The 19411-nt window shown below is 39.5% G+C and carries 9 protein-coding genes; 8 read left to right on the top strand and 1 reads right to left on the bottom strand.

The annotated features are described in order from the left end of the window. Positions 1-290 precede the first annotated feature (290 nt). The 5 genes from DRW42_RS19660 to DRW42_RS19640 all read left to right on the top strand — a co-directional run bounded on the left by DRW42_RS19660 (position 291) and on the right by DRW42_RS19640 (position 11077). Positions 291-1868: a glycoside hydrolase family 28 protein gene (locus tag DRW42_RS19660; RefSeq protein ID WP_425273496.1), complete on the top strand. Its 1578-nt coding sequence runs from the start codon at positions 291-293 to the stop codon at positions 1866-1868. 1 nt (position 1869) lies between these two features. Further along, positions 1870-4674 (top strand): glycoside hydrolase family 95 protein, encoded by a 2805-nt coding sequence (locus tag DRW42_RS19655; RefSeq protein ID WP_113950530.1) that lies wholly within the window; start codon positions 1870-1872, stop codon positions 4672-4674. Between the two features lie 265 nt (positions 4675-4939). Next, complete coding sequence (locus DRW42_RS19650) at positions 4940-8419, top strand: malectin domain-containing carbohydrate-binding protein (protein ID WP_113950529.1); 3480 nt, start codon at positions 4940-4942, stop codon at positions 8417-8419. A gap of 152 nt (positions 8420-8571) precedes the next feature. Further along, positions 8572-10086, top strand: a complete 1515-nt coding sequence (locus DRW42_RS19645; RefSeq protein WP_244215331.1) for a sodium:solute symporter family protein — start codon at positions 8572-8574, stop codon at positions 10084-10086. 58 nt (positions 10087-10144) lie between these two features. Continuing rightward, positions 10145-11077: a dihydrodipicolinate synthase family protein gene (locus DRW42_RS19640; RefSeq protein ID WP_113950527.1), complete on the top strand. Its 933-nt coding sequence runs from the start codon at positions 10145-10147 to the stop codon at positions 11075-11077. A 508-nt stretch (positions 11078-11585) separates the two neighbouring features. Here the strand turns inward: DRW42_RS19640 and DRW42_RS19635 are convergent. Further along, positions 11586-12455 (bottom strand): AraC family transcriptional regulator, encoded by an 870-nt coding sequence (locus DRW42_RS19635; protein WP_113950526.1) that lies wholly within the window; start codon positions 12453-12455, stop codon positions 11586-11588. Positions 12456-12832: 377 nt separating this feature from the next. Here DRW42_RS19635 and DRW42_RS19630 point away from each other — a divergent pair, with 377 nt between their 5' ends. From DRW42_RS19630 to DRW42_RS19620, 3 genes are all read left to right on the top strand, one after another. Continuing rightward, on the top strand, positions 12833-13501 hold the full coding sequence (locus DRW42_RS19630; protein ID WP_113950525.1) for a DUF3826 domain-containing protein: 669 nt from the start codon (positions 12833-12835) through the stop codon (positions 13499-13501). 576 nt (positions 13502-14077) lie between these two features. Next, positions 14078-17302 (top strand): SusC/RagA family TonB-linked outer membrane protein, encoded by a 3225-nt coding sequence (locus tag DRW42_RS19625; protein WP_113950524.1) that lies wholly within the window; start codon positions 14078-14080, stop codon positions 17300-17302. A 28-nt stretch (positions 17303-17330) separates the two neighbouring features. Continuing rightward, positions 17331-19346, top strand: a complete 2016-nt coding sequence (locus DRW42_RS19620; protein ID WP_113950523.1) for a RagB/SusD family nutrient uptake outer membrane protein — start codon at positions 17331-17333, stop codon at positions 19344-19346. Positions 19347-19411: the final 65 nt, after the last annotated feature.

Raw genomic sequence — 19411 nt, 5'->3', positions numbered from 1 at the left:
TAAAAAATAGGTCGTCATTGCGAACTGAAGCGCTGGGCAAAGAGAGAGCGTGAAGCAATCTTTTATGTATAAAAACTACCTAGGCCTGTGTCAGTGCAGACTGAAATGCATGAATGAAAAGGCGATAAAATCGCTAATCTCATTCATCCTCGTTACAAACGAGGACGATGTAAGAAAACGAGCATAAATATACACAGTCGTCACCCTGAATTTATTTCAGGGTCTAAACAGCAAGAAAGATGCTGAAACAAGTTCAGCATGACGAGACTAATAAAGAAATAATGAAACGAGTGAAATACATATTCAAAACCTTAACTCTTGTACTTGCAGTAATCACTTGCTTAAACGCCAACGCCCAATCGTATTACAACGTCATTAAATACGGCGCAAAAAACGACAGCAGTAAACTGGCTACCACCGCCATCAAAAATGCGATTGATGCAGCATCAAAATCCGGAGGCGGTACCGTTTATTTCCCTGCCGGAAAATATTTAACAGGTGCAATTCACCTAAAAAGTAACATCACCATATTGATTGATGCCGGAGCAGAACTGCATTTCAGCGATAATTTTGACGATTACCTGCCCATGGTAAAAAGCCGTTACGAAGGCGTAGATGTAACCAGTTTCTCGCCGTTATTTTATGCTTATAAAGCAGAAAATATTTCGATTATTGGTCGCGGAATTATCGACGGACATGGTAAAAAATGGTGGGATTTTGTAGAGGGGTACAAAGAAGGACAGCCACGATCGAAATGGCAAACCACATTTGATGGATTAAATAAAGATATTATTTTGCCTGACGATCCGAAACAGATGAAAAGAGGTTTTCTCCGTCCGCCGTTTATACAGCCTATGTTTTGCAAAAATGTGCTGATTGATGGAATTACCATTCGTAATTCGCCTTTTTGGACCATCAATCCGGAGTTTTGCGAAAATGTTAAGGTACATGCCGTTACCATCAATAATCCTCATTCACCGAATACGGACGGGATCAATCCCGAATCCTGTAAAAATGTACACATTTCTGATTGCCATATCAGCGTTGGCGACGACTGCATTACTATTAAATCGGGCAAAGATGCTCCCGGACGGAAAATGGCCATTCCCGCCGAAAATTATGTCATTACCAATTGTACAATGTTATCCGGCCATGGTGGGGTAGTAATCGGCAGTGAAATGTCGGGCGATGTGCGTAAAATAGCCATTTCCAATTGTGTTTTTGACGGGACAGACAGGGGTATCCGCATTAAAACTGCCCGTGGAAGGGGTGGTGTAGTTGAAGAAATCAGGGTGAACAATATCATCATGAAAAATATAAAAGATCAGGCTATTGTGCTTGATATGCAATACGCAAAAACCAATGTCGAAGCTGTTTCGGAGCGTACGCCGGTTTTCAGGAATATCCATTTCAGCAACATTACCGGGCAGGTTAACCAGGCAGGTTATCTGAATGGTTTAGAAGAAATGCCCATCGATAATATCAGTTTCAACGACATTAATTTTGAAGCCAAAACAGGTTTTGCCATCAGTAACGCTAATAACATAGAGTTTCATAACGTAACGGTAAATACAGAATTGGGCCCGTCATTAAAAGCTTTAAAAGTTAATACCCTGATTATAGATGGTCTAAAGAATAATCAACCACTGCCGAACGCGCCAGTAATCGACCTTACAAACATATCCGATCTGTTTTTATACAATGCTTTTCCGGTAAAAGAAACGGCTACCTATCTTAAATTAAATGGCGCCGAAACTAAAAATATCTTCCTCGGAAACAATAACTTTAGGAGAATGAAAGAAGCTGTTAAAAAGGAAAAAGACGTTAAGGCTGAGATCGAAATTATTTCGGGCGATAAAGGACAATAGTATGAAGGTTAAATTTTTATGGTTAATTTTATTATTCGCTAGCCATTTTAGCGGTTTCGCACAGGAAAACAACCATACTTTATGGTATACTAAACCTGCCGAAAAGTGGACAGATGCTTTACCGATCGGTAACGGACGATTAGGCGCCATGATTTTTGCCGGAACTGCAGTTGATCACATCCAGTTTAACGAAGAAACTGTTTGGACTGGCAAACCGCGTGATTATAACCGCAAAGGTGCTTACCAATACTTACCCGAAATCAGGAAATTACTTTTCGAAGGCAAACAGAAAGAGGCTGAAGATTTGGCGCAGGAACAGTTTATGGGACTTCAAAGTAGCTCCGGCGACCGTAAAGTTTGGGTTAGCGAAATGAAAGCGGGCAAAGGTATCCAGGGCAATCCGGCATTAGCTAATTTTGACGACAAACCTTGGAAAAGCATTAAAGTACCATCTTATGAAGGATGGGAAGCCGTAGGTTTAGCCAATTTAGATGGGGCAGTATGGTTTAGAACAACTTTTGATGTGCCGGAGAATTGGCTCGGAAAAGGCCTTATACTTGATCTTAACCGAATACGCGACCAGGATTTCACCTATATTAATGGTCATCTGGTTGGCAATACCGATAATACAGAGCCTCGAAAATATACCATTCCGGCTAAGCTAATCAAAAAAGGCATAAATGTAATTGCCATACAAGTGCTCAATTATTTTGATAAAGGCGGACTTGCGGGTTATAAAGACACTTCAAAAAAAATCGGCGTTTATCCTGTTGGAAGTAATGTAGAACAAGGAATTTCATTGGTAAAAGAATGGAAGTACAAAATTCAGGACGAAGATTCGCCTGCCGTTCCGCAATACCAGGCCAGCTATCAGCCCTTTGGCGACCTGAATTTGTATTTTAAGCAAACTAAATCGCTTGTTTCCAATTATAAAAGATCTTTAGATATCAGTAATGCTGTTGCTAAAACCACTTATAATTTAAATGGTATAAATTACATACGTGAATATTTTGTCAGTCAGCCAGATCAGGCCATAGTAATTCATTTAACAGCTGATAAAAAAGCATCTATAACTTTTGATGCAGAACTTTCCAGTGCCCACCGAAAATCGTCTGTAAAAACTTTAGGGAATAATTTAATTGCCTTGTCCATACAGGTAAAAGATGGCGCCATTAAGGGCGAAAGCCGGTTAACAGCTGTAATAAAAAACGGAACTGTAAGAACTGTAAATGGCAAAATCATTATCAACCAGGCCGACGAAGCAACGTTGTATTTAACTGCCGGAACCAATTTTATCAACGCTCAGGATGTTTCAGGAGACCCTGCAACGGCCAACGTTAAAGCATTAAACAGCTTAAAAGGAAAAACTTATGCTGCAATTAAGCAGAATCATATCAAAGAATATCAAAGTTATTACAAAACCTTTAGTGTCGATTTTGGCCGTTCAGAGAACGAGAAACTGCCTACAGATGAAAGACTGGCAAAATTCGCCAGTGCAAACGATCCTGCTTTTGCTGCTTTGTACATGCAGTATGGTCGTTATTTATTGATTTCGAGCTCTAGGCCGGGTACACAACCCGCTAATCTTCAGGGAATCTGGAACGACCTGCTCACTCCGCCATGGGGTAGCAAGTACACTACCAATATTAACCTCGAAATGAATTACTGGCCAACAGAAATCCTTAATTTATCAGCTTTAAACGAACCACTGTTTAATAAAATTAAAGGTTTATCAAAAACGGGCGCAGAAACGGCAAAAGCATATTACAATGCCCGAGGTTGGATTTTGCACCACAATACCGATTTATGGAATGGTACAGCACCTATTAATGCCTCTAACCATGGTATTTGGGTAAGTGGTGGTGCCTGGCTAAGTCAGCATTTATGGGAGCATTATCAATTCAGTAAAGACCGTAAATTCCTAGCAAATGAAGCTTATCCTTTAATGAAACAGGCCGCTTTATTTTTTGAAGATTTTTTAGTGAAAGACCCGAAAACAGGCTGGCTAATTAGCACACCATCTAATTCGCCCGAAAACGGAGGTTTGGTTGCAGGGCCTACAATGGATCACCAGATTATCCGTTCGCTCTTTAAAAACTGTATTGCAGCTGCTGAGGAATTGAATATTGATGAAGATTTTAGAAAATCGTTAACCGAAAAAGTTAAACAAATTGCACCCAACCAGATTGGCAGATACGGACAACTACAGGAATGGTTAACCGATATTGATGATACGGCAAGTAAACACCGCCATGTTTCACATTTGTGGGGCGTTTACCCCGGAAATGATATAACCTGGGATAGCAACAAAAAAATGATGCAGGCTGCAAAACAATCTTTACTTTACCGCGGAGATGAGGCTACAGGCTGGAGTTTAGCCTGGAAAATTAACTTTTGGGCAAGGTTTAAAGATGGCGACCATGCCATGAAACTGGTGAAAATGTTAATGAAACCTGCCAATAACGGCGCCGGATCTTATGTAAATCTTTTTGATGCCCATCCGCCATTCCAGATTGATGGAAACTTTGGTGGTGCAGCAGGTATTGCTGAAATGATCGTTCAGAGCCATCAGGGCTATCTTGATATTTTACCGGCATTACCATCTGAAATTCCTAATGGAGAAATTAAAGGTTTACAGGCACGTGGTGGATTCGAACTGGATTTAACCTGGGCAAATGGACTGCTGACCTCACTTGCCGTGAAATCAAAAACAGGAGGAAATTGTAAAATCCACTACAAAAATAATAGCGTCAGCATCGAAACTAAAGCCGGTGAAACGTATAAATTGAATGGAGATTTGAAATGACAAGAGACTTTAAAGGCATTTTAAAAAGTATTTTGAACGTAATGAGGTCCGTGGTGACACCTACCTCGGCTAGGGATGGAGGTTTGAAAGTGCGATGAACTTATTTACGAAATCTAAAGGGACTGAGCGAAGAAAGATTTCGTCAGTATTTAATATAAGTGAAACTTCCGAAGTTTGCCAGCACACAGCCGCATCAAACTTAGGAAGAAACCTCTTACGCCGCCTTGGTTCATGTCTCCACGAACCAGGCACCGACTCAAATTTAATGAGGAAACTTTTATTATTTTTTTGCGCTATTTTCTTACTAGGAATCAATTCCGTTCATGCACAAAATCAAACAAGAAAAGATATCTCCCTAAACACCAACTGGGAAACCATTGCTGATGAGAAAAACCAGTATGCTTATGATGGTTTTCAAGAGGTAAGCTATAAAATCCAGAACTGGAAAAATGTAAATGTTCCCCATAACTGGGACCAGTACGAAGGTTATCAGCGCAAACTTCATGGCAATAAACATGGCTATGCCTGGTACCGCAAAACATTCAAAACTAACGACATCAAAAACGGTAAACGTTTCTTTTTATATTTCGAAGGAGTAGGATCCTATGCTACAGTTTGGTTAAATGGCAAAAATGTGGGTTATCATGCAGGCGGTAGGACAACTTTTACCCTTGATGTAACATCAGCCATTAAACTCAATAACCAGGAAAATATTTTGGCAGTCCGTGCCGATCATCCTGCAAATATTCAGGATTTACCCTGGGTTGATGGAGGTTGCTCAACAGAGCGGGGTTTTTCAGAAGGTTCGCAGCCTATGGGGATTTTCCGTCCGGTGCATTTAATTGTGACCAATGATATTCGCATCCAGCCATTTGGTATCCATATCTGGAACGATAACAAGATCTCTGAAAAATCAGCTGTTTTGAACTTAAGTAGTACCTTAAAAAACTATAGTCTAAAAAGTAAAAATATAACGCTTATTAACCGTTTGCTTGATTCAAATAGAAAGCGGGTTAAAGTACTCAAAAAAATAGTTTCAGTTCCAGCTGGTAAGGAAATCCAGGTCGATCAGATCACAGGCAAGATCATCAATCCTAAACTTTGGTCATTAGAAAACCCATATCTGTATACCTTGCACACCTCTATTATTGAAAATGGAAAAGTTGTTGATGAGCTTAAAACACCTTATGGTATCCGGTGGATCAGCTGGCCTATAGGCGATCAGGCCAGTCAAAAACAGTTTTTATTAAATGGAAAACCTGTTTTTATTAATGGAATTGCAGAATACGAACATTTAATTGGTCAAAGTCACGCTTTTAGCAACGAACAGATCAGATCAAGGGTAATGCAGATCAAAGCTGCCGGCTTCAATGCTTTTCGTGATGCGCACCAACCGCACAACTTACTTTATTCCGATTACTGGGACAAAGAAGGGATTTTATGCTGGACACAAATGGCTGCGCATATCTGGTACAATACACCTGAATTCAGGAAGAACTTTAAAACGCTCTTAACAGATTGGGTAAAAGAACGAAGGAATAGCCCGGCAGTTGTTTTATGGGGATTGGAAAACGAAAGTACGCTGCCCGAAGATTTCGCTAGAGAATGTACCGAACTGATCAGGAAACTGGATCCAACCGCTTCCTCACAACGGAAAGTAACCACCTGTAATGGTGGTAAGGGAACTGATTGGGATGTGCCCCAAAACTGGACCGGCACTTATGGCGGCAACCCTTTAACTTATGGCGAAGACCTCAAAAGGCAGGTTTTAGTAGGAGAATATGGTGCCTGGAGAACCATTGATCTTCATGATACCGATGCTAATGGCAAAGGTTATACCGAAAACAAAATGACCGATTTAATGGAAACCAAGGTTCGTTTGGCCGAATCAGTGAAAGCTGAAACTGCTGGTCATTTTTTCTGGTTATATAGCTCGCACGATAACCCTGGCAGGGTACAGGGAGGCGAGGGTTTAAGGGATCTAGATCGGGTTGGTCCTGTAAATTACAAGGGCATGTTTACACCCTGGGAAGAACCAACAGATGTTTTTTACATGTTCAGGGCCAATTATGCTTCGAAACAGACCAATCCGATGGTTTACATCGTTTCGCATACCTGGCCAAATCGCTGGATAAAACCAGGAATAAAAGATAGCATCGTAGTATATTCCAACTGTGACGAAGTAGAATTATTTAATGATATAAACGGACAGTCTTTAGGAAAAAAGAAACGTAGCGGAATTGGAACACATTTCCAATGGAATAAGCCCGAAATTAAATATAATATACTTTATGCAATTGGTTATGTTAACGGGAAAGCGGTTGCCAAAGATCAGATTGTGCTGCAGAATTTACCTCAAAGTCCCAATTTTAATGGTTTAATTTCGGATAAACAATTAATTGCTCCGGCACAGGGCTACAACTACGTTTATCGTGTAAATTGTGGCGGAGGGGATTATATAGATACTAACGGCAACCAATGGTCTGCAGACAGAAACCTAAGTTCTGCTGATCGTTTTGGCTCTACTTCATGGACCGCTAATTTTAAAGGTGTTCCTGATTTTTTTGCCAGTCAAAGGCGCACTTTTCAACCCGTTAATGGCACCAAAGACTGGAAGCTTTTCCAAACTTTCAGATATGGAAGAGATCAGTTGAAATATCATTTCCCGCTGCCTGACGGAGAATACCTGGTCGAACTTTATTTTATAGAACCCTGGCTGGGTATAGGCGGAGGTTTTGATGCCAAAGCCATGCGCTTATTTGATGTAGCTTTTAATGGTAAAACTGTAATTAAAGATTTAGACATCTCGAAGGAAGCCGGAAGCAACTCTCTGTTGAAGAAAACAATCAAAACGACGGTTAAAGGTGGCTTTCTGGATATTAACTTCCCGGAAGTAAAAGTTGGTCAGGCGGTGATTTCGGCTATTGCCATCGCCAGTTTAAAGCAAAATATTCAAGCTGCGCCGGTAAGCAATTCGCTTCTAAGTAAAATTAAAAATGCTGAATTAAATAGTTGGCTGGATATCGGGGACGAGCAGTTTAAAGGAGAAAAATCAGCATTTACCGAACTGCCATCTAATTTATATGGAGCGGAATGGTTAAAAGCTTCCCGCGGACAAGAAAATATCGAATTTACGGCTACTGACAGCGTTGATGCCTTTATTGCGCTAACTAAAAACAGTAGTATCCCACAGGGTTTCGAAAATACGAAAACCACTTTGAGCAATAGTAACGAAGAAACCTTTGCACTTTACCGGAAAAGACTTAACCCCAACGAACGAATGATATTCGACAGCAGAACTGCTACGGTGTTTGTTTTGCCTGTTACCCATTTACAACCTGCTTATGATTTAAAAACCACCACAAGCTACAAAGCTACCGACGGCATTTTAGAGGGCAAGGAGGTTACAAAAGCAGTGTTGATGGATAAACAGCGTGTAATTTTTAATGCTGCCGGTCAGGGTAGTTTAACCTGGAATATCTCAGTTGGCGTTGCCGATACCTATTCTTTAACCATTAAATATCATAACCCCTCCAGTAAGCCATTAAAAGCTAAACTCGAATTTTTATCGGCAGACGGAACCTTAATGAAATCAGAAATAGCGGAATTTGCCCCTACGAAAGAGGGGAAATGGAATTACCTGAGCACCAATACCGGCAGCATGATTAACGCCGGAAGTTATAAAGTACGCTTAATTGCGACCGAAACAAAAGGATTAGCATTGGATGCATTAGATGTTCAATAAGATAAGATGTTATAACATGTGGCCAAAATCTTATATTAATGATGATAATTAGCCATGCATATTTGTTTTAACCAAATTAATAAACGAGCCAACAAGTGATGAAAGGTCTTCCTATAACCGATCTTGCGATCATCTTCATTTACCTTGTTGGGATGATATTAGTTGGGGTTTATTTTTCGCGAAAAAATAAAAATTCCGAGCAATTTACAAAAGCTTCGGGCCTGATCCCCGGATGGGCGATAGGTTTATCAATTTATGCAACATTTTTAAGCAGTAATACCTTTTTGGGTGTACCAGGTAAATCGTTTGGCGGAAACTGGAATGCATTTGTATTTAGCATTTCGATGCCTCTGGCAGCATGGGTAGCATCTAAATATTTTGTGCCTTTTTACCGCAATACGGGAGAGATTTCGGCTTATACCCATTTAGAAAAACGTTTCGGTGCCTGGGCGAGGGTTTATGCCGTAGTTTGTTTCTTATTGACGCAGCTGGCTAGGATGGGATCGATATTTTTCGGAATTGCATTGAGTTTACAGGCACTTACAGGTTATTCTATGCAGGTGATTATGATTGTAATGGGAATCTGTATCATCTTTTATACCGTTTTAGGAGGAATTGAAGCGGTAATATGGACGGAAGTAGTGCAAGCGATTGTTAAAACCTTAGGTGCACTGCTCATTTTATACCTGATCATCACAAATATGCCGGGAGGCGTATCGAAGATTGTTGAAATTGGAAAATCGGCTGATAAATTTAGTCTGGGCAATTTTAAATTCGATTTCGTAGGATCCTCATTTTGGGTGGTTTTACTTTATGGTTTTTTCATCAACCTCAACAATTTTGGTATGGACCAGAATTATATTCAGCGTTACCATACCGCATCATCAGCTAAAGCCGCGTCGAAATCGATTTGGTTATGCGTTTGGTTATACATTCCGGCTTCATTGCTGTTTTTTATTATAGGATCTTGCTTGTTTGCTTATTATGAGGTTAATCCCGAACTGGTGCAATCGATCAAACATCAGGTAGCCGTTGAGCGCTTGCCTTTACACGCTTCGCCAGCAGAAATATTGAAAGTACAGAATGCTTTGGTGCCGGCAGATTATGGCGATAAAATCATGCCGCATTTTATGGTCACTAAGATTCCGGTAGGTTTAGTCGGACTAATTGTTTCGGCAATTTTATCTGCTGCAATGAGTACCATCAGCTCCGGAATGAATGCTTCGGCGACCGTGTTTTCGGTAGATATTTACAAAAGATATTTCAAGCCTGGTATAACCGAAAAACAGAATTTATCCCTGTTGCATTTAGCGACAGTAGGATTTGGACTGCTGGGCATGATTGCCGGCATTGCCATGATCGGTGTAAAAAGCATTTTAGATGTTTGGTGGGAATTATCAGGCATTTTTGCGGCCGGAATGCTGGGCTTATTTCTGCTCGGCATCATTAGCCGGCAAAGCAAAAACCACGAAGCCATTACCGCAACCATTATTGGCATCGCTGTGATTATATGGATGACATTTTCTTCGCTTCTTCCTCCGGAATACGAAGTTTTTAGAAATCCTTTACATAAAAACATGATTATCGTAATTGGTACATTAACCATTTTTTTAACAGGACTTTTCCTGACAAAAATTAAAAATAAAAAGACAAAAACAGCCCATTAAGCTCATTCCGACCTTATCCGGGCAAAACTACATAGAACATTTACCATATCATACTATAATGGAAAACTCACAAAAAGGGTTCATCCCGGTTATGCTCACGCCATTTTTGAGCAACGGTAACATCGATTTCCCTGCTTTAACTCAACTTACGGAGATTTATTTACAGGCCGGGGCATCGGGTTTATTTGCCAATTGCCTCTCAAGCGAAATGTTCGAATTAACTGATAAGGAAAGGATACAGGCCATAAAACACGTCATAAAAGTGGCCAATGGCGCAGTACCTGTTGTTGCCACCGGAACTTTTGGAGGTGAAATTGCCAAACAGGCTGATTTTGTAAAGGAAGTAAGCGACGCTGGTGTTGAAGCGGTAATTGCCATTACCAGTTTATTGGCCAATGAAAATGAAAGCGACGAAATATTTAACGAGCGTGTTTTTGAGCTGCTAAGCCAGACAGGAGATATTCCAATGGGTTTTTACGAATGTCCGGTACCTTATAAAAGGGTATTAAAACCGCAACAATTAGCTGATTTTGTAGCAACAGGGAAGGTAATTTACCATAAAGATACCTGCCTGGATCTTTTGCAGATTAAAGAAAAGCTTAAACTTACTGATGGGAATGCATTTGGTTTGTATGATGCTTATATGGGGCATGCAGTAAAATCCTTAAAGGCCGGTGCTTCAGGTTTATCCTGTATTCAGGGCAATTATTTTCCGGAGTTAATTGTTTGGTTATGCGACCACTACAGCGACGAATCGTTAAATGATGAGGTGCAGGCTGTACAACAGTTTTTGATTGATAATATGGAGGTGATGCACCATGTTTATCCGGTGGTTTCAAAATATTTCCTTCAAAAACGAGGTTTAAACATTTCGACTTTTACACGCAGAAACGTTGGTGCGTTTACAACAAGTGAGGTAAAAGGTATGGAAACTTTATTTGATGATTACACTTCGTTACGCAACAACCTGAATATTAAGGTTTTTATATAGAATATTTTCTAAACCTCGCAGGTTTATAATGTGCTAAAGTGGCTTAGGTGGTCAATATTTTTTTTGGAAATGACTGGTTCGGTCTTTCATCGGGGCGTTAGCCCCGCTATCCGCTTTATCCCGATAGAAAAATCGGGATGTATGCTCCTATCGGGTTTATAGAACAAAGCCAGTGCCCTGATTCAGAAATGGTTCCAGAAGACACAAACTATGGAGCAGGGGACATAGTCGTCATTTCGACCAATTGGAGAAATCTATTGAGATAGATCTCTTAACGACAATACTTCGTGACTTAATAAACTGGATATTAAGCTTTTATGTAATATTTTTTTGATCTTACGGGCTTAAACACTAAAGACGTCTGCGCCTGTTTCCAAACGAGCGCAAAAATAGTTAAACGATTCTATCGTTTGTAAACGATAAACTATTAAACGCTCATTAGAAACGAGCGTTAGCGAGGATATTCCTAAACCTCGCAGGTTTTAAAAACCTGCGAGGTTTGAAAGCTTTAATTTAAATACTTCCTTTTGTAGTCCAACGGCGTCATTCCCGTTACCTTTTTAAAATGCCGGTAAAAGTTCGATACGTTATTAAAGCCGCAATCAAAACAGATCATTTCGGTTGGCAATTTATTTTCGACCAGGAAACGGCAGGCATGGCTCACCCTGATTTCAATCAGAAAATCGTAATAGGTTTTTTTAGTCATCAGTTTAAAATACCTGCAGAAAGAAGTTACGCTTAAATTACTCAACGAGGCCACTTCCTCAAGCGTAATATCATTTTTATAATTGCTGAGGGTATAATTGCAGATTTTATTGATACGCAGCGTCTCAGACTCATTACTTTGGTAAAAAGTATTCTTGCTGGTTACTATTGTCGAATATTCGTCTGTTTCGGCCAGTGTTTTTAAAATAGAAAGCAGGATAATAATCCTGTCGAGGTTGGTTGCATCTACAGCAGCACGCATTAAATCAACCAGTTTATCCTTGGCCTTACCCTTAATCACCATTCCGTTTTTGGCTTTTTCGAATAATTTAGGGAGCAGGTATGCTTCGGGCAGGGTAAGCATGTATTTACCCAAACAATCGGGCAGGAAATGGATTACCATTGCTTCGGTGGTTAACTCGGGATTATTCTGAAAATATTCATCTTTACAGCGCCAGGTATGGGGGAGGTTTTCGCCCAAAAGCACCATTTCATCCGGTACAAAATTACTGATGTTATCACCGATAAATCGGACACCTTCTCCTTTGATCACATAATGAAGTTCAAGTTCGGGATGGTAATGCCAGATGTTGCCAAAATCGGGTTTAATATCATGGCGGATACTGAAAGAACTTTGTAAAGTAATGGGTACTTTATGAAAATGGGGTTTCATTGTTGAGCTTAAAATATTTGGTTAGTGCTGCCGTTTTCAGGGATCAACAGATTACGGCGTAGCAGGCCTAAGTTAGGGAGTTAAATGATAATATCCTATATTAATTTGCTAAAAACAGTTAGAAAATAGTGTTTTTCATTGTTGAGTTTTGTAAATAGCCGCTCAGGCCTAACCCAAATATAAACTGATAAATTATTTTTATATAAATATTTTATTTATTAATGAAAATTATGAGATTTACTAAAACAAAAAAAAAGCTGCCAGATGTCCGGTAAAATTTAAAGTTTTTAGTATATTAATATATCCTTTAAAAAATCTGCAACAATAGCATTTTCTACTAAGCAATTCCAAATCACCCAATTTTAAATATTATCAATATGAAATCATCCATTTTGGCCTTATTGTTAACGTTCTCAGGCTTAACTACAGTTTTTGCCCAGTCTAAAGCTGGTACAGATAAAGAAGCCTATACTAAAATGATAACCGAACGTGCGGCCAAAATTGTGGCTAACCTCGGGATCAACGATCCGAAGAAAACCGAAAAAGTGACGGTAATTGTTCGCGATCAGTACAGTAACCTCAATGATATTTATGCTGCCCGTGATATCAGGGTGGCTGAAATCAAAGAAAAAAACAAAGACAATAAGGTTGAACGCGATTCGGCCCTTGCAAAAGATGCGCGAACAGTCGATGTCGCTTTAAATAAACTCCACAAAAAATACATTAATAAACTTTCGGAACAATTACCCGATGATCAGGTAGAGCTGGTAAAAAACGGAATGACTTATAATGTATTGCCAATCACTTATAAAGCTTATCAGGAAGAAATTTTAACATTAACCGACGATCAGAAAAAGCAGATCCTGATCTGGTTAACCGAAGCCAGGGAACATGCCATGGATGCAGAATCATCAGATAAAAAACATGCCTGGTTTGGTAAGTATAAAGGGCGTATCAACAATTACCTTTCTGCAGCGGGTTACGACCTTAAAAAAGAAGGAATAGAGTGGGAGAAACGACGTAAGGCCAAATCAGAGAACAACTAGAAGGGGTTTCAAAAACATAAATATTTAAACTTCTGCTACCGGATGTATTATAGCTTCAGTAGCTTTATGCAATGGTATTTGTAAGCTGACAGGATATGTGTTTTTTGTTGAAAAAGATAGCATAAAAAAATACTTTAAATTTTTATTTAAGAATATTTCATTTATATATGAATTTATTTTATCTTGTATCGTCAATTAAATAGTTAGCAAAAGTTAGACGGATTTTTTTTCTGAAAGGCAATATCATACAATTCAGAAGCGGTTTAAGAAGCCAGAGTTAATATTTAGTTGCGATTTTGAATTATAATATACTTTCTAACCAAAATAATTATCTAAATCAAAATATAAAAATGAGCCAAATCACACCACATTTTTTTCTATTTTCAATTTAATAAACGTTAATTTAACGTTTTATTTTATTTGAACAGTTACAAGTAGTTCATCTAAAAGCAAAATATAAGAGGGCAAAACACCTAAAAAGGGCTTTTAGAAATTAAAGTATACCAAATAAAAAAACCTCAATAGCAGGCATCAAACAACTGCTGTAAACAGAATAAAAACTAACCAAATAATAAGATGAAATTAAAATTTTTACGCAAAATTTCTTTGCCCTTGCTGCTTATGCTGCTGGCAAGTACAATGCTCTTTGCCCAGGACCGAAAGGTTACCGGTAAAGTTGTAGATCAAACAGACGGTAGGGGAATACCGGGTGTGAACGTAAGTTTAAAAGGCATTCCCAGCAATGTAAGCACTAATTCGGATGGAAATTTCACTATTCAGGTAAAGTCTGATGCAGATATATTAGTGTTTTCTTTTATTGGATACGTTAGACAACAGATTGCGGTTGGTAAACAAACCACTATTGCTGTTCGCCTGGTTCCTGAAAATAAAAGTCTGGAAGATGTAGTGGTTTTGGGTTACGGAACACAAAAAAGAAGTCATTTAACGGGTTCAGTTGTTGATATTAAGGCTTCTGAAATCGAAGATTTAGCTGTGAGCAATCTTGGTGCTGCGTTGGCAGGCCGCTTGTTGGGTGTTGGGGTTAGCGGAGGTACATCTCGTCCCGGTAATGCGGCAACTCTGACCATCAGAAATCCAAATGCGATATATGGCAAAGATGGTGGTTCACAACAACCTTTATATGTAATCGATGATATTGTGCAGTTAAGTCAGACTGGAGCGCCAGATAATACATTATTCAATAGCCTCGATCCCTCAGAAATCGAAAGTTTATCCTTCTTGAAAGATGGTGCGGCGGCAGTGTATGGTACCCGTGGTGGTAATGGTGTGGTGGTAGTGCGTACCAAGCGTGGCAAAATAGGTGCACCACGCATTAGTTACAGTGGATCTTATTCAGTAAACGATGAGGCTTATCGCCCTAAAGTATTGAGTGCGTATGAATTTGGGCAATACTATAATATTATGAATGGGCCAAACGGTGCTGGATCCCCTGCCAATAGCGATAATTTTTTCTCGCAGGATGAATTAGATTATTTTAAGAATCATGATTATGACTGGCTTGAAGGCGCATGGAAATCGGCATACAACACACGCCATACCTTAAGTGTTAGTGGCGGAACAGATAAAGCTACTTACTTTGGCGATGTATCTTACTATAAACAGGATGGAAATCTTGCTAGTCTTGATTTTCAGCGCTGGAATTTCAGGGCAGGTTCAGAAGTTAAAGTGGCAACCAATTTAAAAGTGGGTTTGCAGGTATCAGGAAATAACAGTGATCTGGTAAAAACCTTTAATAAAATCGGTAGCGAATTGGATGATAATGACTACAGGAACTTACTGTTAGCTCCGAGATATATCCCAATGTATGTAAATGGTTATCCGGTTAAATTACCAGGAACCACAAATGATTTTTCTACCTATCACTTTTATGAAGTTGAAAAATTAAACAATTTAAATTCTACCAATACTAAGACCTATACCGTTAACATTAACGTTAATTATGATATACCTTTTGTTAAAGGTTTATCAGCAAGAGCAATTTATGGGAGAAACATGGGGAGTACAGCTGGCTCTCAGGTAGGCACCAAATACAACCTTTATGAGTTTACCAGGTCAGGTGCAAACCAGCATATTTACGACAATGCCCCTTTAAGAACATCTCCTTCACCAATTGTGGTGGCTTCTAATGGTAACAGATTATATTATTCCAACATTAACCAAAGTTCAACCCAATCAAATCTGGTTTTAAATTACAACAGGCAATTTGGAAAGCATAATGTAAGTGGTTTGTTTACGGTTGAAAAATCGGAGCAGGCTTATGATATGAATTATGTTCTAAAAGCAGACCCTATCCAATCAACCAATGGTCAGTTTTCTACAGCTACAGGTGCAGTTGATGGCGCAACAACCAAAAGTGAGGGAGGTACATTATCTTATGTTGGCCGTGTTAATTACAGTTACAACGAAAAATACCTGGCAGAGTTCCTCTTCAGAAGTGATGCTTCTACCAAATTTGCACCTGAGAACTATTGGGGTAAGTTTTATTCCGGATCATTGGGATGGGTATTGACTGAAGAAAATTTTCTTAAAAACTCGAAAGCCATAAACTTCCTGAAACTGAGGTATTCAGTAGGTTTATTAGGAAACGACCAAACCAAAGCATGGTTATGGAGACAGCGTTATACTTTCCAGGATGGTAAAGGAGCAGTTTTTGGTGATGCAGGAACCACAACAGGTTATAAAATGGAAGCCTCACCTAACCGCGATGCAACGTGGGGTGACGAGTTCAAAAACAACTTAGGTATTGATGCTAGATTTTTAAACAGCAGATTATCTACTACAGTTGAAGGTTATTTTAACCATGCATATAATATTTTGGTAGAGCGTGTAGAAAATGTTCCGGTTACTGTAGGTGGTTCTGTGGCAGCAGAAAATTATGCAATCAACAACCTGTTCGGCTTCGAATTCCAAGTAGGATGGAACGATAAGATCGGAAAAGATTTTACCTATGGAGCTGACTTAAGGTTCTCATGGTCGGATAATAAAGTTATACGGTCTAGCTTTAATGCAACAGATATCCAGTATCCATGGAACGCAGGTCCCGGTAAATCAAGTGACGTAGGCAAATGGGGTTATGATTACCTTGGCATGTTTCATAATCAGGAAGAAATTAATGCATACGTGCAGCAATACAATATTAAATCTGTTTTTGGTACAGCCGTAACCACATCCAATCCAACACAGTTAAAACCTGGTATGTTATATTATCGTGATGTAAGGGGCCCGCTTCAGGCCGATGGTACTTTTGCCGCACCTGATGGTATCATCGATTCTAACGACCAGATTCTGCTCGCTAAAAAAGCCAGTAATCACTACGGATATGGAATGACTTTCAGGGCTGGTTATAAAGGAATTAGTGCAGAATGCGTAATTGCGGGTTCATTTGGTGGCTGGTCGGAAATTGACGGAAGAAAAAAAATGAACAATTCTATTTCACGTACTTTTGCCAGTGTTCCATCATACTGGGGAAGCATTTACGATCCGGTTTTAAACCCGGAAGGAACGATGCCAAATCCTAACTGGGAATCAATTAGTTTAACACCTACATCAAATTTCTGGAAAGTAAGTGCATTCCGCATGAGAATGACCAACTTTCAGATTAATTACAGAATTCCTGCAAAAGTATTGGAGAGTTTAAAAATCAGCAACGCAAGGGTTTTCTTTACAGCGGTAAATCCTGTAAACTTTTATAATCCTTATACTTATCGTGATAGCGATGCTGCATTTGATGTTTTCCCTAACCTGAAAACATATTCATTCGGATTGAATTTAACTTTATAGTGTTGGCGGATCAATAAAAATTAAAGAAATGAAAAGAAATAAATTAATATATCTATTTGCATCACTTGCTTTAGTGGCAACAAGTTGTAAAGATTCTTTTTTAGAAGAAAAACAAGATTATACCGGGTTTAACGAACAGGTTTTTCAAGACCCAGCATTGGCACAGGGTTATGTAGATTATGTTTACGGCCTTTTCGAGGCTCCTGCCAATGCACAATCTATGACATGGAACCTGGCTACAGCTAACGACGATTTTACCAAAACAACCGAGGAACTACCGGGCGAAACCAACTGGAACAAAGAATGGGCAACCATATCATACAATAATGCAAACGATTTGCCATATTTCGGTGCAAGATTGAGCAGTAGTATCGCCAATAATACCTGGACCAGGATGAAACAGATCAATATTTTCCTACAGGAGATCGATAAATATGGCATTCCTGAAGAAACAAGAAATAAATTAAAAGGACAGATGTATTTTTGGAGGGCATGGCAATATTTCGACCTTGTAAGGCTATATGGAGGGGTTTCATTGGTATTGGTTCCACAAAATCCTATAGTATCAGCAGGTGATAATACCCAGGTTCCAAGAAGTACTTCATCAGCCTGTATTGAGCAGATTGTGAAAGATTTAGATCTTGCCATGCAATTATTGCCGGGAAAATGGACAGGATCGGATAACGGGAGGATTACCTCGGGTGCTGCTGCAGCTTTAAAAGGTAGGGTTTTGTTAACATGGGCAAGTCCTTTGTTTAACAGAACAGATGACAGGGCAAGATGGGAAAGAGCTTATCAGGCAAATTTAGCAGCTAAAACTTTGCTGGAAGCTAATGGATTTGGTTTATATAAAGTAGGAACTTTAGCCAACGGCACAGCATGGGGCAATATGTGGTTTACCGACAATAGCCCGGAGGCTGTATTTTCTTTTGGGTTCAACAACGTTACAACAGGTAATCCTCAAAAAAATAACGGATGGGAGCAAGCCGTACGCTCTAAAACCATTTCTGGCAGCGGTTCAGTTTCGCCTACAAAAGAAATGGTTGATGCTTTCCCAATGAAAGACGGCAAACAACCCGGAAGTTCTACCTATGCCTATGCTATCGGCAAATTTTATAAAAACAGGGATCCGCGTTTCTATAAAACCTTTATTTACAATGGTGCTCCATGGCCATACAAAGACAATACAAATTACAAACAATGGACATACGTTTGGAAAAAAACAGCAGCAGCTACCACCTATAATGCAACTACGGAAACAGCTGGAGCCAACTCTAGTGGTATTTATCTATGCAAGGCTGCAAATCCAAACGCATCCAATATTACCGGAAGTTTTCAATTGAGCCCAACAGATTTTATGGAAATCAGGTTTGCTGAAGTACTGTTAAATCTGGCTGAATCTGCCATCGGAGCAGATAAAGACATAGAAGGTTTAGGTTACATCAAATTAATAAGGGAACGTGCAGGTGTTGAGAATTTAGATGGAGCCTATGGTTTGGGTGCAGTAAGCGGACGTGACCCTTCTTTTGCGGCAGTGCTTAACGAAAGAAAAATCGAACTGGCTTATGAAGGTAAACGTTTCTGGGACTTAAGGAGATGGATGCTTTTCGAGGTAGGCTCGCCAACAGCAGCACGTTTGGGTATTACGCCATTAAATGGAACACGCAGAACCGGCTTTTTTGTTTCAGTAAAAACCGGCGCTGCCGGTGCAGATTATGTTGCACCATCAGCCACATCAACTGTCGATCCGATGGTTAAACCTGCTAGTGGCAATGCTCCTGTGGCCGATCGCGATGCCACTACATACCCTGCAGGAATCACAACATACGATCAATACTTAGATTATCTGTACGACAATTATTTCAAGGTAACTGTTAAAGATGATTTAGACAGGACATCCGCACCTGCTTTTAAATTTATATGGTATCCTCAATATTATTTCTTCGGAATCAACAACAGTGTTTTAACTGCAACCCCTTATCTGGAGCAAACAGTAGGATGGGATAGCATGAATGGTGCCGGAACATTCGATCCGCTGAAGTAAACACGATCTTGGGGCGGTTTGCTCGCCGACCTTGTTTTTTAATATTTTGGTTTTGGGAAAGGGGA

It is taken from the genome of Pedobacter miscanthi, assembly GCF_003315595.1.
Classification (GTDB): Bacteria; Bacteroidota; Bacteroidia; order Sphingobacteriales; family Sphingobacteriaceae; genus Pedobacter; species Pedobacter miscanthi.
The sequence above is the reverse complement of the archived record's forward strand: the minus strand, read 5'-3'. Positions and strand labels throughout refer to the sequence as shown.

Bases quoted from the DNA above. Each gene is read 5' to 3' on its own strand.
- DRW42_RS19650 (WP_113950529.1), top strand. From the start codon at position 4,940: ATGAGGAAACTTTTATTATTTTTTTGCGCTATTTTCTTACTAGGAATC.
- DRW42_RS19640 (WP_113950527.1), top strand. From the start codon at position 10,145: ATGGAAAACTCACAAAAAGGGTTCATCCCGGTTATGCTCACGCCATTT.
- DRW42_RS19630 (WP_113950525.1), top strand. From the start codon at position 12,833: ATGAAATCATCCATTTTGGCCTTATTGTTAACGTTCTCAGGCTTAACT.
- DRW42_RS19620 (WP_113950523.1), top strand. From the start codon at position 17,331: ATGAAAAGAAATAAATTAATATATCTATTTGCATCACTTGCTTTAGTG.
- DRW42_RS19625 (WP_113950524.1), top strand. From the start codon at position 14,078: ATGAAATTAAAATTTTTACGCAAAATTTCTTTGCCCTTGCTGCTTATG.
- DRW42_RS19635 (WP_113950526.1), bottom strand. From the start codon at position 12,455: ATGAAACCCCATTTTCATAAAGTACCCATTACTTTACAAAGTTCTTTC.
- DRW42_RS19655 (WP_113950530.1), top strand. From the start codon at position 1,870: ATGAAGGTTAAATTTTTATGGTTAATTTTATTATTCGCTAGCCATTTT.
- DRW42_RS19645 (WP_244215331.1), top strand. From the start codon at position 8,572: ATGATATTAGTTGGGGTTTATTTTTCGCGAAAAAATAAAAATTCCGAG.